Genomic DNA, 14,186 nt, shown 5'->3' on the forward strand with positions numbered 1-14,186 from the left:
CGATCAGAACCAGCTTGAGCAGGATGTAGTACAGCCAGTGCCGGGGAAACGGCGTGTCGGGCTTGCTCATCGCGCGATCTCCCAGGTCGTCACCGGCTTGCCGTCGGCGCCCTTGCCATCCTTCAACACGACACCCATCGCCGCGAGCTCGTCGCGGAGGCGATCGGACTCCTTGAAGTCCTTGCGCGCGCGAGCCGCGGTGCGCTCGGCGATCAGGCTTTCGACCTTGGCGGCGTCGACGCCTTTGGCCTGCTGCTTTCGCGCCTCCCATTGCGCGACGGTTTCTGACAGGAAGCCCGCAAAACGAAGCGAGCCTGCAAAGGCAGCGCGATCCGTCTCGCCGCCGGACGCCGCACGGCTCCGCAACGCGTGCAGCTCTGCGATCATCAGCGGCGTGTTGAGGTCGTCGACGAGGGCGGCGATGATCTCAGGCTCCGGCTGCTCGCCCGGCGCATCGGCCGCGACGCGATACCAGTCGTCGAGCGTCTTGGCACTCTCCTCCAGGCCCTTGACCGTCCAATCCGCCGGCGAGCGATAATGCATCTTGAGCATGTTGAGGCGCAACACCTCTCCGGGCCAGTCCGCCAGCAGGTCTCGGATGGTGACGAAGTTGCCGAGGCTCTTCGACATCTTCGCGCCCTCGACCTGGACGAACTCATTGTGCAGCCAGTAGTTCGCCATCACGGACGTGCCGTGCGCGCAACGCGACTGCGCGATCTCGTTCTCATGATGCGGGAAGATCAGGTCGAGCCCGCCGCCATGGATGTCGAAGACCTCACCGAGAAAGGCCGCGCTCATCGCCGAGCACTCGATGTGCCAGCCCGGCCGTCCGCGGCCCCACGGGCTGTCCCAGCCCGGCTCGTCCTCCGACGATTGCTTCCACAGCACGAAGTCGGCGGGATTCTTCTTGTGCGCATCGACGGCCACGCGCGCGCCGGCGAGCTGCTCGTCGAGCCTACGACCTGATAGCGCGCCATAGTCCGGCATCGACCGGGTGTCGAACAACACCTCGCCGCCCGCCTCATAGGCGTGGCCACGCGCGATCAGCTGCTTGATCAGGGTCACCATATCCGCCTTGCCATCAGGGCGCGGCAGCACGAACTCGGTGGCGCGTGGCTCGAAGGTCGGCGGCAGACTGCCGAGCGCAGCCGCGTCGCTGTGGAACTGATTGGCCGTCACCTCCGTGACCTTCCGGATCGCCTCGTTCAGCGGCAGCCCGGGAAAGTCGCGTGCGGCGCGGGCGTTGATCTTGTCGTCGACGTCCGTGATGTTACGGACGTAGGTGACGTGATCCTTGCCATAGAGATGCCGCAGCAGCCGGAACAGCACGTCGAAGACGATCACGGGCCGCGCATTGCCGATATGGGCGAAGTCGTAGACCGTCGGTCCGCAGACATACATGCGGACATTGTTCGGATCGAGCGGCACGAAGGAGCGCTTCTCCCGCGACGCGGTGTCGTACAAACGCAAGTCCATGGTCCGTCCCCGAATGCCCTGTGCTCACCGCCCCGCCGGACCGACAGTCCATGACGAGGCGCAACGGGTGTCCTACGCCGCACGACCGCCCGCGAGCGGGCCGCCACGGCACGAATCACACTTCCGACCTGCCGGCCGGGCGTCCTGATCATCTCTGTTGAGAAAAGACGGCCTCAGCCAGCGAATCGCTAGCGCGTAATCTCGCGGCAAATGCAGCAGATGGCGAGGAAACCGTTCATGAAACTCACCATGCTGCAGCCGGCTGTCTCCGTCAAGAGCCGCAAAACGGCCGTTTTCACTGCCCAAATGCTCGCGCCCCGCCTCATGGTTAATCATTTTTAACCTTTTGGGCCTAACCATGAGTTGTCTCCTACACCCACCGGTGCACCATGCGAATCTCCTCGGCGCTGCTCGCCTGCTGTGTTCTCCTCGCCGCCGCGACCACCGCCACGGCGGAGAGCCGCATCTTCATCATCGCCAACGAAGCCGACGGCTACGGCGTCGACCAGTGCCTCGCCAAGGGCGACCGATGCGGCGCCTCGGCCGCGCGGTCGTACTGCCAATCACGGGATTTTGCACAGGCCTCCTCCTATCGCCGCGTCGACCCCGATGAAATCACCGGATCGGTGCCGAAAGCTGGCGCAAACTGCGCCCATGGCGGCTGCAGCGACTTCGTCGCGATCACCTGCCAGCGCTGAGACGGCCGGGAACGGCTGTTCCCGCCACCCCGGCGCCCCGGAAACGACGTGACGATGCCCGACAAAGCGGCTAAGGGATGCCCGCCGCTGCCGCGATTTTTCCGAATTCTGTGCTAGTCCCGCGGCTGCACCCATGGACCGGAATACCGCATCTTGATCGCATCCTTGTCTCCGCGCCTGTTGGCCGTCTCTGCGCTGCTCGGATTGACCCTGACCGGCTCGCACGCCCTGGCGCAATCCAGCTCCGAGTCCTATGCGCAGATGCCGCCGGGCCAGCCCGGGCCGCAGGCCGGCGTCAATCCGATCTGCCCGCGTCTGGAAGCGCAGCTCGCCTCGATCGATCGCGGCGGTGGCGGCGATCCCGCGCGTGAGGACCAGATCCGGCGTTATCAGGACGCGGCCGCCAAGCAGCAAGGCGAGCTCGACCGCGTCAGCATGCAGGCCAAGCGCATGGGCTGCGACAGCACCGGCTTCTTCTCGCTGTTCAATGGCCGTTCCGCGGAATGCGCTCCGGTCAACAACCAGATCCAGCAGATGCGAACCAATCTCGACCAGATCACCAACAGCCTGGAGCGGCTGCGCGGCGGCGGGTTTGGTGGTGAGCGCGACAATCAGCGCCGCTCGGTGCTGGCAGCGCTCGGCCAGAACAATTGCGGCCCGCAGTACCAGCAATATGCCAACGCCAATCGCGGCGGCGGCAACTTCCTGACCAGCCTGTTCGGCGGCGGCGCCGACAGCAATCCGGCCGCATCGCTGCCCCCGCCGAGCGCCGATCTCGCGGCGCCGCAGGGCACCTACCGGACCGTGTGCGTGCGTAGCTGCGACGGCGCCTATTTCCCGATCTCGTTCGCCACCGTTCCCGGCCGCTTCGCCGATGACGAGCGCGCCTGCAAGGCGCAATGCCCCGCCGCCGACGCGACGCTGTTCACCTATCGCAACCCCGGCGAGGACATGAACCAGGCGGTCTCGGTCAACGGCCAGCCCTACACCGCGCTGCCGAACGCCTTCAAGTATCGCACCGAGTTCAACCCGAGCTGTTCCTGCAAGGCCGCGGGACAGACCTGGGCCGACGCGCTGAAATCGATCGATGACAAGGCCGCAGCCGAGCAGCAGGGCGACATCATCGTCACCGAGGAGAGCGCCAAGCGGATGCAGCAGCGCCAGACCGGTAAGCCGCCTGCGAACGCCGCCCGGAAGGGTGCCGCGCCGGCCGAGGCCGCAGCGCCCGCGACCGCGGACACCACGGGCGCCGGTGGCGACAAGCAGATCCGCACGGTCGGACCGACCTTCATCCCGGCGCGCTGAGCGAAATCGCCGGACCATCGGGTCATCCTTCGAACGCATCTGAGAACGCGCGGCCAGCGAGATCGGGCGATATGACTTCGCCCGACGGTCCCAGCGCGTTCGCAGGCTTCCAACGATTGCGAAGCGCTGCGAGACGAACGATCTCGGCCTGGGACATGTCGTCGAATAGAGTGACACCGCCGGTCGCGTCACCGATCTCACAGCCATTCCGATCCGACTCCTCGCCGGTAGCGACGGCAAGCGCACCGGAGAGGCTCGCCAAGCCCAGCAGCAGCGCGCCGCGCACGCGCGCCAGCAGGGCGTGACGGGCGCCGCTCGCCAGCGGACCGGGCAGAACCGTTTCGAAGCCGGCCACTGCCGCCGCGATCGGCAACACCTCGGCGGCGACACCGAGCCGCGCCGCGATTGCAATAGCCCGCGCCTCCTGCGGCATGTCGGGCCCGGACAGCACCACGCCGCGAACCCTCGCAGCTCCCAGCGCATCGACGGCCATCGCCAATGACAGCGCGGATTCGATGCCTCCGGTCAGGCCGAGCACGATGCCGGTGAAGCCGTGCTTCTCGACATGGTCGCGCAGGCCGAGCACGCGGGCCGCGTAGTCCGCCTCGTCGCCCTCGATCAGCGTGGTGACCGGTCCCCGGCACTGCCAGCCATCGTCTCCCCTGCTCCATGCCAAGGTCGTGACTTCAGCGACGAAGCCCGGGAGCTGTGCCGCCACCGAGAGATCGGCGTTCAGCGCGAAGGACGCGCCGTCGCACACCTCGTCATCCTGTCCGCCGACCTGATTGAGCCAGACGAGCGGCAGATCGCTTTCGGTGACGCGCGCCACGGCGGCCGACAGGCGCCGGTCGCCGCCGCCGCGCATGTAGCATGAGCGGCTCGGCACGACGATGAGCTCCGCCCCGGTTTCCGCCAGCGTCTCGATGACGTTTTCGTAGTCCGAGGATTCTTCGAGCGAGATGTCGTCGCCGATCGCGACGCCGATGCGGACGCCCCGCACGCTGAGCGGGCCGGCAGCCGGGCCGCGCGTGAACAGGCGCTTCTGATCACCATCGGGCAGGTTGGCCTTGAAGCGCGTCGCGGCGATGCGGCCGGCGTCGAGCAGCACGCAGGCATTGTAGAGCTTGCCGTCCTCGATCCAGGGCGTACCGATCAGCACCGCCGGCCCGCCATCGCCGGTCTCGCGCGCGAGAGCCTCGATCGCGGCCTGGCACGCGGCCTGAAATGCCGGCTGCAAGACGAGGTCCTGCGGCGGATCGCCCGCAATGAACAACTCCGGCAGCACCACGAGATCGGCGCCATCGGCCGAAGCCTTCGCACGCGCCTCGCGCGCCTTGGCGACGTTGCCGGCGATGTCGCCGACCGTCGGGTTGAGCTGGGCCAGCGTGATCCTGAAGATGTCAGCGACCATCGCTCAACTCATTCAAAGCAGCCCAAGCCGCTCGGCGATCGCGAACAGCCAGAAGCAGCCCGACATCAGCAGCGCGACGCCGACCGCGGCCGAGCCGAGATCCTTGACCCGGCCGATCTGCAGATCGTGCTCGGTGGTGAGCCGGTCCGCGAGCTTCTCGATCGCGGTGTTGAGCAGCTCGACGACCAGCACCAGCACCACCGCGCAGACCAGCTCGACGCTGCGCATCGGCGTCGCGCCGATGACATAGGCCAGCGGCAGCGCCAGCAGGAACGCGACCACCTCCTCGCGCACCGCCTGCTCGGAGCGCAGCGCGAAGGCCAGGCCGTTGCGCGAGTTGACCGTCGCGCGCCACAGACGCAGCATCAGAAGCCCGCGACGGCCGGCATCGGTGCGGACTTGCCGCCGCGCTGCTGCTTCAGCAACTCGGCGATCAGGAACGCCATGTCGATCGACTGCTCGGCGTTCAGCCTGGGATCGCACACCGTGTGATAGCGGTCGTTGAGATCCTCATCGGTGATCGCCCGCGCGCCGCCGATGCATTCGGTGACGTCCTTGCCGGTCATCTCGAGATGGATGCCTCCGGCATGGGTGCCCTCCGCGGCATGCACCGCGAAGAACGCCCGCACCTCGGATACAATGCGATCGAACGGCCGCGTCTTGTAGCCCGAGGTCGAGGTGATGGTGTTGCCGTGCATCGGATCGCACGACCACACCACCTTGCGCCCTTCCCGCTGCACCGCGCGGATCAGTCCCGGCAGATGATCGCCGACCTTGTCGGCGCCGAAGCGGTTGATCAGGGTCAGCCGGCCCGGCTCGTTGTCGGGATTGAGGATGTCGATCAGCTTCAGCAGCTCGTCCGGCTTCAGCGACGGGCCGCATTTCAGGCCGATCGGGTTCTTGATGCCGCGGAAATATTCGACATGGCCGTGGTCGAGCTGGCGGGTGCGGTCGCCGATCCAGATGAAATGGCCTGAGGTCGCGTACCAGTCGCCAGTGGTGGAATCGACGCGGGTGAAGGCCTGCTCATAACCGAGCAGCAACGCCTCGTGGCTGGTGTAGAAGTCGGTGGCACGCAGCTCCGGATGGCTCTCGAGGTCGAGGCCGCAGGCGCGCATGAAGTTGAGCGCCTCGGAGATGCGGTCGGCGAGCTCCTTGTAGCGGCGCGACTGCGGGCTATCCTTGACGAAGCCGAGCATCCATTGATGCACGCTGCCGAGATTGGCGAAGCCGCCGGTGGCGAACGCGCGCAGCAGGTTCAAGGTCGCCGCCGACTGCCGGTAGGCGTCGAGCTGGCGGCGCGGATCGGGAATGCGCGCCTCGGGCGTGAACGCGGTGTCGTTGACGATGTCGCCGCGATAGCTCGGCAGCTCGACGCCATTGATCTTCTCGGTCGGCGACGAGCGCGGCTTGGCGAACTGGCCGGCGATGCGGCCGACCTTCACCACCGGCACCGCGCCGGCATAGGTCATGACCACGGCCATCTGCAGCAGCACGCGGAAGAAGTCGCGGATGTTGTTGGCGCCGTGCTCGGCGAAGCTCTCGGCGCAGTCGCCGCCCTGCAGCAGGAAGGCCTGGCCGGCCGAAACCCGCGCCAGCGCCTTCTTCAGGTTGCGCGCCTCGCCGGCGAACACCAGCGGCGGGAAGGTCGCAAGCTGCGCCTCGACCTCGGCCAGCGCCTTCTGGTCGGGATAGTCAGGCACCTGCTGCACCGGCTTGGAACGCCAGCTCTCCGGGCTCCAGCGCTCGGTCATGGCTTCAACTCCCTTGCGAATACCGCGCGTTCATCCCCTACTGCGGCGCGCGCCTTATACACAGCCTGCCTCCGCGCCGCCACTTGGAATTTAAGGCGCAGACACAAGGGCTTGCACCGCAAGCCGAATTTGACTTTGCTGCGGTCCGGCGCGGGATGGGAGGACGAGGCGTGGGCGAGACGGGATCCAATGGCGTTTCGAGTGAGGATCTGACCATTGCGGCCATCGACGGCTTTGAGCTCGCGGGCACCCTGTTCGCGCCGCGCGGTACACCCGCGCATGCCGTGCTGATCAATTCCGGGGCGGCGATCCCGCGCCGGATCTATCGCGGCTTCGCTGCTCATCTTGCCCAGCAGGGTTGCGCGGTTCTGACCTACGACTATCGCGGGATCGGCGGCAGCCGTCCCCTCTCCCTGAAGGGCTTTGCGGCCTCGATGACCGACTGGGCCGCACTCGACATCACCGGCGCGGTCGGTTGGATGCGTGCGCGCTACGGTGCGCTGCCGCTGCGCTATGTCGGCCACTCCTTCGGCGGCCAGACGCTCGGCCTGCTCGCCAACAACACCGAGGTGTCGCGCGCCCTCTTCATCGCCTCGCAGGCCGGCTATTGGAAGCTCATGGCCCCGGGCGAACGCTGGCGCGTGGCGACGATGCTCAACGGCGTTGGCGTCCCGCTGACTCATGCGCTGGGTTACACGCCGGGCTGGAGTGGCGTCGGCGAGGACCTGCCGAAGGGTGTCTTCCTGCAATGGGTGCGCTGGATCATGAGCCCGCGCTATCTGTTCGATGACGCATCGCTGCCGCTTGCCAACTACGCCAACTTCAAGAGTCCCGTCCGGGCGCTGTGCCTCGCCGACGATCCCTGGGCGACCCGGCCGGCGGTCGAGCTGCTGTGCGCCGGCTATACGGGCACCACGCCGGAACTGCTCAGCATCGCGCCGCAGGACGTCGGCGCGTCCGCAATCGGCCATATGGGCTTCTTCCGCGCGGCGCATCGCGACACGCTGTGGCGCAGCGCGGCAGAGTGGCTGCTCGAAAGCTGACGCAGCGAACGGTTCGTCATGGCCCACGAGCGAGCGCTCCCGCGGCAGGTGCTGCCCGAGCTGTGCTGATGTCGTTCACCCTCATCAAGTCGGAGGGCGCAGGGAATGCCGGGTGAAGGCCTCACCCATGGCCCGCCTGCGGAAGAAAGTGCAGGCGGCAGGTACCACAGGTGCAGCCGATCAACCGGCATTCCCCGCGCGACAGTCTTAACGCTTATACGCAGTCTGCCTGGTGCGCCGGGCTTGTTGGCCACCATGCACGCAACGCGCTTACGCGCCTTGCGTGGGACACCAGCATCGGGGTGTCAGCACGCTGCGACTTCACGTCCGCGCAAGCCGTTCGTCCGCGTGTCCGAAGACACGCTGCGGCTTACTCGCGGCCATCGCTCCCCGCCCCGCGTGTCGTGACGATCGCGCGCAACGCCCCTCCGAGTGAGGCGGGATGCGCACAATAGAGCACGATTTCTGATATTCGTAAAGAGGAATCTTCGTCGGAACGACCGCTTTTGCCGTCGACAGAACCGCGAGCGTAGCGACATCCGGCCTCGGCCCACTGATTGTCGTCCTCATCCGCAGCGTGCTACTGATCGTGCCAAGCGCCGATTTGACCATCAGCTTGCGGGCGCGTCTCAAAGTGCAGCTAAAGCGAACGGTTCATTGCATGGCAACGCCCTGCCCGCCGTTCCCTGAACGGAGGCTCTCATGCGGTTTGCGGCCATCGCCGACATCCACGGAAATTGCGACGCGCTGGCGGCCGTGCTGGCCGACATCGCTTCGCTTGGCATTGATGACGTCGTCAATCTCGGCGACCATCTCAGCGGCCCGCTCGCGCCGATACAGACGGCCGAGATGCTGATGGCACGCGATTTCCCGTCGGTCAGGGGCGATCAGGACCGGCATATGATCGATCGGCATCGTGCCGGAGATTTGTCCCGCGGGGACGTACGTGCGCTCCGGCAGGAGCAAGTCGCGTGGCTGGCGGCACAGCCGGCGACGTTGCTGTATCGCGATGAGGTGTTCCTGTGTCACGCCGCCCCGGACGACGATGCGGCGTTCTGGCTCGAAGGGATCACGGAGGGCGACACACCGCGTCCAAGCAATCTTGCCAGCATCGAAGCGCGGGCCGCCGGCATCGATGCCTCGCTGATTTTGTGCGAGCACAGCCACATTCCGCGCATCGTCCGGCTCGGCGATGGCCGGCTGATCGTCAATCCCGGCAGCGTCGGGCTGCCGGGCTATCGGATCTCCACGCCCAAGCGCTATCACGTGCAGACTGGCACGCCGGACGCCTGCTATGCGATCGCAGAGCGCCGAGATGGATGCTGGTCATTGACGTTTCGCTACGTGCCTTATGACGGCACAGCGATGGCCGCCCTTGCCCGACGCGGCGGCCGGCCGGACTGGGCCAACGCCATCGCGACGGGATGGGTGGAGTGATCGGCCATCACCTGCAATGCTCAGCAAGCAACGACGTCCCTCCCGTCAGACGGCCAGCAGCAGCCCTGACGCCAGCAGAATGCTCAGGATGATCTTCCTGAACAGCGCGTCGTTGATCTCACGGAAGACAAGGACGCCCAGCGAGCCGGAAGAAGCGGGGTTGGTCGGCCTTTCTCCGCTCGTCATCCCGAACCGCCACTATGGCCGCCGACGATCGGAGAGCGCAGGCGAAAGGGCCGTGCGGAAGCGCAGCAACTCCAGCTTGCACCCGCTGTTCCGACACGCCGCGCAGAGAACATGCATCGATCCGTCATCAGGCCGACACGCGACAGATGATATCGCGCGCCCCGTTATCCGGCATCATCGAGGGGATTCGACCAATGACACTTCGCCTATGGGCGGGCGCAATCGCGCTTGGATGCGCCAGTCTGCTCGGCAGCGCGCTACACGCAGCCGACGGAACGTTCAGCACGCTGACCTACAACGTGGCGGAAACGCCGACCGCCTATAACGGCGGCAGCGACGCACATTCGCGCGTGATCAGCTGCTACCTGCGCCAGTTCGGCATCGTCAACGTGCAGGAGGATTTTCTCTGGCACGCCGCGCTCTATGACACCTGCGACAACCATCCGTATCGCACGCCGACCTCGGGCACGGCCGGAATCGGCGACGGCATGAACACGCTCAGCACCTACGCGTTCGACGATCTCGATCGCGTCACCTGGACCAAGCGGGCCGATTCCGACGCGCTGACGCCGAAGGGATTCTCCCTGGTCCGCACCCGCCTCGCCGAGGGCGTCTATCTCGACTTCTACAACCTGCACGCCCAGTCCGGCACGTCCTCCACCGATCTCGCCTATAGCGAGTCCGACGTGGTGCAGATCCTGAGCTACATCGAGGCGAATTCCGCCGGCAATGCCGTCATGGTGATGGGCGACACCAACACGCGCTACACGCGGGCCGGCCAGAACATGTGGGAATTCCTGCATCACGGCTTCAGCGATGCCTGGATCGAGACGATGCGCGGCGGCAGCGTGCCTCCGATCGGCGCTGCATTGGTCTGCGGCGATCCCCAGACGGCACGGCCGGATTGCGAGATCGTCGACAAGGTGCTGTGGCGCAACAACGGCGTCCTCAACCTGCAGGCCACGTCCTATGTCGACCGGCAGGACGCGCTCGATTCGAGCGGCGCGCAGCTCTCCGACCATCACCCGATCGAGGTGAAGTGGAGCTTCTCGACGGCCGCGAACCGCAGGCTGAGCGATCAGTTCGGCGGCCCGCATGGCACGAGCTACAATGATTCATCGGCGCTGCCCGCCGATCCCGCGGTCAGCAAGCTGACCATCCGCACCGGAAGCCGGGTCGACCAGGTCGAACTGACGCTCTCCAACGGCTATGTCTACAGCCATGGCGGCACCGGCGGCACGGCGCAGAGCCTGACGCTCGGCAGCGGCGAATATCTCACCTCGGTCGGTCTGTGCAGCGATCAGTACCAGGGCCATACGCGCATCTTCCGGATTGCGTTCACCACCAGCACGGGCCGCACGCTGGCGGGCGGCGCGACCACCGCGACCTGCACCAGCTACGCCGCGCCGAGCGGCTGGCAGATCACCGGCTTCCATGGCCGGTCCGGTGACGGGATCGACAAGCTCGGCGTCGTCTACGCGCCGGTCTCCAGCGCCGCGCCACCATCGCGCCAGCCGGTCCGCATCGTCAACCGCACGTCCGCGCTGTGCATGGACGTCAATGGCGGCGCGATGGCCGACGGCACGGCCGTGATCCAGTGGTACTGCACCGGCGCCGCCAACCAGACCTGGAGCTACGACGACGCCAGCGGCATGATCCGCAGCATGCAGGATCCGCACTACTGCCTGGACAACAACGGCACCTATGGCGATGGTGCACAACTGATCATCTGGACCTGCACCGGCAACAACAACCAGCGCTTCCGCTATGATGCTGCGACCGGCACGATCGCGCTGCGCAGCTATGCCATCGAGGTCGTCAGCCAGAACGGCACCTCGGTCGGCAACCAGCTGCTGACCACCGCCGCCACGGCGGTGGGATCGCAGCTGTGGACGCTGACGCCCTGATCGCATCGTGACGCAGCGGTGATCCGGGCGGCATGCCGTCCGGATCACCCGATCGATCATCAAGGATGAAGCTTGCGCTTGACCGATCGATAACCGTTCGGTTATGGATAAACCCATAACCAACGAGTTATGGATTGAATGCCGCGCTCTCCCGACATGCTGTTCCGCACGCTTGCCGACCCGACGCGGCGCGCCATCTTCGAAGGCCTGTGCCGGCATGGCGAGCAGACCGTCGGGGCGCTGACGGCCAAGGCCGGCGTATCGCAGCCGGCGGTGTCGAAGCATCTCGGCCTGCTCAAGCAGGCGGGCCTCGTGCGGGAGCGTCACGAAGGCCGCCAGACGCATTACCGTGCGCAACCGAAGGCGCTGGCGCCGCTGCTCGACTGGACCAGCCGGATGGCTGCGTTCTGGGAGAGCCGGTTCGACGAACTCGACACTCTGCTCAACAGGATGGATCAATGAGCTCACCTGCGCCAGAAGCCCGCACCGTCGTCGTCGAGCGCGAATTCGCGCATCCGCCCGAAAAACTCTGGCGCGCGCTGACGCAGCCGCATCTGATCGCAGAGTGGCTGATGACGAATGATTTCGCGCCGGCGGTCGATCATCGCTTCAAGCTGAAGGCCGACTGGGGCGTCGTCGACTGCCAGGTCGTGACCATCGAGCCGCACAAGACGTTGTCCTACACCTGGGCGGCGGCTGGCCTCGACAGCGTCGTGACCTGGACGCTGACGCCGACCGCCTTGGGCACGCACCTGCGCATGGAGCAGACCGGCTTCGCAGCCGACCAGACCCGCGCCTATCAGGGTGCACGCTATGGCTGGCCGAAATTCTTCGATGCGCTCGAACAGAGCGTCGCGCGCCTCGGCTGAGGCGTGCGCATCACGACGTCATCAGGGGAGAAGCACTTGAACTGGAACAACACCGTCCGGCAGGTCCATCGCTGGGTATCGATCGCCTTCACGGTCGCCGTCATCGTCAACATCGCCGCGATGACGCAGACGCAAGCCCCGCTGTGGGTCGGCCTGCTGGCGCTGATTCCGCTCATCGTGCTGCTCGGCACGGGGCTGTATCTGTTCGCGCTGCCCTACGTCGCGACGAAGTTGACCGCCTCGCGGGTGGAGCGCTGAACGGGCAATCGCGCCCAGCGGCGTTTTCCGGGAGGGAGTCAAGCCTCTTGGCGATCCGGCAGGTCGAGCGTGCGTCAGCGAAGACGATCGCTGGCCGCCTCCAAGGAACGTCTTGCGTTCGCGGCCGAACCGCGCCCTACTGGCGCGTCTTCCGCCGACGAGGCCATTCTGACGTGAACGCTCTTACGCTCTTCAGCTTCGCCATCGTCGCCTTCATCGGGATCGCGACCCCCGGTCCGACGGTGCTGCTGGCCCTCACCAACGGCTCGCGTGTCGGTGTACGCCGCGCCTGGGCCGGCATCGCCGGCGCGGTGGCTTCGGACTTCATCCTCATCGGCGCCGTCGCGGTCGGCCTGGGCGCGCTGCTGGCCGCTTCCGAATTCTGGTTCTCGGTCGTGAAGTGGATCGGCGTGGCCTACCTCGCCTATCTCGGGCTCATGCTGCTGCGGTCCAGCGGGTCGATCGACCTTGCGGCGTCCGCAGACGGCAAGGACGGGTCACGACAGCCGCACGCGCTGTTTCTGAAAAGCTTCCTCGTCGCGATCACCAATCCAAAGGGCTATCTGTTCTTCTCGGCATTCCTGCCGCAGTTCGTGGTGCCGTCCGCGCCGCAGCTGCCGCAATATCTCACGCTGGCCCTCACCTTCGCGATGCTCGATGTCCTGATCATGCTCGCCTACGCGAGCGCGGGCTCGCAAGCGATGCGTTTCCTCAAGCGCTCCGGTGCCCTCTGGCTCGATCGCATCTGCGGCGGCGCGCTGCTGAGCCTTGCCGGCGCCCTTGCGCTTTACCGGCGAGCCGGCCCCTGACCCGGCCGCGCGTCGCGGTCGTCCACCTACTCCGCCGCCTGCCGCACGTGGCGCTCGGTCACCGTGCGCATCGTCACCAGCTCCTCCGCGGCCGAGAGATGCCTGGCGCCAACCTCAATCGCACGAGCTTATACGTTCGTCGCGGGACGAGAAAAGCACGGCATCACGAAGGCCGGTCTCATGAAGCCCAGCCGGCGGTTCAAGGCCGCAGCAACCAGCAGAATGCCTCGCGCAGGATCTCGGTGCCGTCAGTCGGGTGCCAGGCGCCATGGGCGATCACGATCCGCTCGGGGTGCCATGCCAGCATGGTCTCGACCGCGGCCCGCAACTCGGGTCGGTGCCGCCAGGTAAATGTCAGCCGGAGATCGCGCGGCAGGCCGCCATGCGGCGGACCGACGCCCCCGATCCAGCTCAGGTAGCGCGCCAAGCCGGCACCGATCTTGGCCGGCTCGAAATTCTCCATCAGATCGGTCAGGATCAGCGTGCGCGAAGGGCGATGGAAGAACACGACCTCCGTCATATAGCTGCCGACGACGGGCAAGGTCGCGATCTCATCATCCCAGGGATAGCCACCGCTGCGATCCAGCGGCCTGCCCTCGAATTCGATGCGGCCCTTCGCCTGCGCGCGAATGCCCGGCGCCAGATAGATCGCCGCGTCGGGAAAGGCCGCCTGCCAGTCGGGGATCCACCAATAGTGGATGCGATTCGGACCGATGATGTCGCGGACGCGGCCTTCCCGCTCGATCTCGGCCCGCAGCGCCGGCGTCAACGGCGTGGGCGAGTGGATGAACAGATCTCCGGAGGCGCATCGCACCACGGTCATGCGGGTGGGAAACGGAAATTTCAGCCCGGGAATGCCGAAGCGGATCACGGGCCCGTCGACGATCCAGATGTTCTCGGCAACGGGCTTCAGGGTGTTCAGCGGCGGATAGGTCGCAAGGCAATCATCTTGGGACATGCTGGTCGCTCTCCAACCGCTGAACGGTTCCAACGGCAGCAAGCCCGATCGGCCACGGTGTGGACCGTCGTCAGA

At 66.4% G+C, this 14,186-nt stretch carries 15 protein-coding genes; 9 read left to right on the forward strand and 6 right to left on the reverse strand.

Annotation, left to right across the window (positions count from 1 at the left end):
- Positions 1 to 66: 66 nt before the first annotated feature.
- Positions 67 to 1,476 carry a cysteine--tRNA ligase gene (cysS, locus tag QX051_RS16945; protein WP_315776895.1) on the reverse strand — a complete coding sequence of 470 codons (1,410 nt, stop codon included), beginning with the start codon at positions 1,474 to 1,476 and terminating at the stop codon, positions 67 to 69.
- Positions 1,477 to 1,865: 389 nt separating this feature from the next.
- Between cysS and QX051_RS16950 the strand changes: the two genes are divergently transcribed.
- Both QX051_RS16950 and QX051_RS16955 read left to right on the forward strand, forming a co-directional pair.
- Positions 1,866 to 2,174, forward strand: coding sequence for a hypothetical protein (locus tag QX051_RS16950; protein ID WP_315739652.1), 309 nt, complete (start codon positions 1,866 to 1,868; stop codon positions 2,172 to 2,174).
- 153 nt (positions 2,175 to 2,327) lie between these two features.
- Positions 2,328 to 3,479: a DUF2865 domain-containing protein gene (locus tag QX051_RS16955; RefSeq protein ID WP_315776896.1), complete on the forward strand. Its 1,152-nt coding sequence runs from the start codon at positions 2,328 to 2,330 to the stop codon at positions 3,477 to 3,479.
- Positions 3,480 to 3,501: 22 nt separating this feature from the next.
- Here the strand turns inward: QX051_RS16955 and QX051_RS16960 are convergent, their stop codons facing one another.
- The 3 genes from QX051_RS16960 to QX051_RS16970 are packed head-to-tail and all read right to left on the reverse strand — an operon-like array spanning position 3,502 to position 6,644.
- Positions 3,502 to 4,890 carry a nitrilase-related carbon-nitrogen hydrolase gene (locus QX051_RS16960; protein WP_315776897.1) on the reverse strand — a complete coding sequence of 463 codons (1,389 nt, stop codon included), beginning with the start codon at positions 4,888 to 4,890 and terminating at the stop codon, positions 3,502 to 3,504.
- A gap of 12 nt (positions 4,891 to 4,902) precedes the next feature.
- The gene (locus QX051_RS16965; RefSeq protein ID WP_315776898.1) at positions 4,903 to 5,256 is read right to left on the reverse strand and encodes a diacylglycerol kinase; all 354 of its coding nucleotides are present in this window, start codon (positions 5,254 to 5,256) and stop codon (positions 4,903 to 4,905) included.
- Positions 5,256 to 6,644, reverse strand: a complete 1,389-nt coding sequence (locus tag QX051_RS16970; protein ID WP_315776899.1) for a class II 3-deoxy-7-phosphoheptulonate synthase — start codon at positions 6,642 to 6,644, stop codon at positions 5,256 to 5,258. Before QX051_RS16970 ends, QX051_RS16965 begins: the two co-directional genes overlap by 1 nt.
- 170 nt (positions 6,645 to 6,814) lie before the next feature.
- Between QX051_RS16970 and QX051_RS16975 the strand changes: the two genes are divergently transcribed.
- Positions 6,815 to 7,687, forward strand: coding sequence for an alpha/beta fold hydrolase (locus QX051_RS16975; RefSeq protein ID WP_316227494.1), 873 nt, complete (start codon positions 6,815 to 6,817; stop codon positions 7,685 to 7,687).
- A gap of 702 nt (positions 7,688 to 8,389) precedes the next feature.
- Positions 8,390 to 9,124 carry a metallophosphoesterase family protein gene (locus tag QX051_RS16980; RefSeq protein WP_315776901.1) on the forward strand — a complete coding sequence of 245 codons (735 nt, stop codon included), beginning with the start codon at positions 8,390 to 8,392 and terminating at the stop codon, positions 9,122 to 9,124.
- 45 nt (positions 9,125 to 9,169) lie between these two features.
- On the opposite strand, the gene QX051_RS16985 is transcribed toward QX051_RS16980, so the two are convergent.
- A complete protein-coding gene (locus tag QX051_RS16985) occupies positions 9,170 to 9,310 on the reverse strand; it encodes a hypothetical protein (protein ID WP_315739645.1) in 141 nt (46 codons plus the stop codon).
- A 194-nt stretch (positions 9,311 to 9,504) separates the two neighbouring features.
- Between QX051_RS16985 and QX051_RS16990 the strand changes: the two genes are divergently transcribed.
- The 5 genes from QX051_RS16990 (at position 9,505) to QX051_RS17010 (ending at position 13,153) form a co-directional block, all read left to right on the forward strand.
- Positions 9,505 to 11,217, forward strand: a complete 1,713-nt coding sequence (locus tag QX051_RS16990; protein WP_315776902.1) for a jacalin-like lectin — start codon at positions 9,505 to 9,507, stop codon at positions 11,215 to 11,217.
- A 138-nt stretch (positions 11,218 to 11,355) separates the two neighbouring features.
- Positions 11,356 to 11,679, forward strand: a complete 324-nt coding sequence (locus QX051_RS16995; protein WP_315772894.1) for a metalloregulator ArsR/SmtB family transcription factor — start codon at positions 11,356 to 11,358, stop codon at positions 11,677 to 11,679.
- The gene (locus tag QX051_RS17000; RefSeq protein WP_315776903.1) at positions 11,676 to 12,086 is read left to right on the forward strand and encodes an SRPBCC domain-containing protein; all 411 of its coding nucleotides are present in this window, start codon (positions 11,676 to 11,678) and stop codon (positions 12,084 to 12,086) included. The genes QX051_RS16995 and QX051_RS17000 overlap by 4 nt, the downstream gene beginning before the upstream one ends.
- A 36-nt stretch (positions 12,087 to 12,122) precedes the next feature.
- A complete protein-coding gene (locus tag QX051_RS17005; RefSeq protein WP_315739639.1) occupies positions 12,123 to 12,344 on the forward strand; it encodes a hypothetical protein in 222 nt (73 codons plus the stop codon).
- 173 nt (positions 12,345 to 12,517) lie between these two features.
- The gene (locus QX051_RS17010; protein ID WP_315739638.1) at positions 12,518 to 13,153 is read left to right on the forward strand and encodes a LysE family translocator; all 636 of its coding nucleotides are present in this window, start codon (positions 12,518 to 12,520) and stop codon (positions 13,151 to 13,153) included.
- A 199-nt stretch (positions 13,154 to 13,352) separates the two neighbouring features.
- Here the strand turns inward: QX051_RS17010 and QX051_RS17015 are convergent, their stop codons facing one another.
- Positions 13,353 to 14,111 (reverse strand): DUF4336 domain-containing protein, encoded by a 759-nt coding sequence (locus tag QX051_RS17015; protein ID WP_315776904.1) that lies wholly within the window; start codon positions 14,109 to 14,111, stop codon positions 13,353 to 13,355.
- Positions 14,112 to 14,186 lie beyond the last annotated feature (75 nt).

Source organism: Bradyrhizobium sp. SZCCHNR1053 (genome assembly GCF_032381235.1).
Classification (GTDB): Bacteria; Pseudomonadota; Alphaproteobacteria; order Rhizobiales; family Xanthobacteraceae; genus Bradyrhizobium.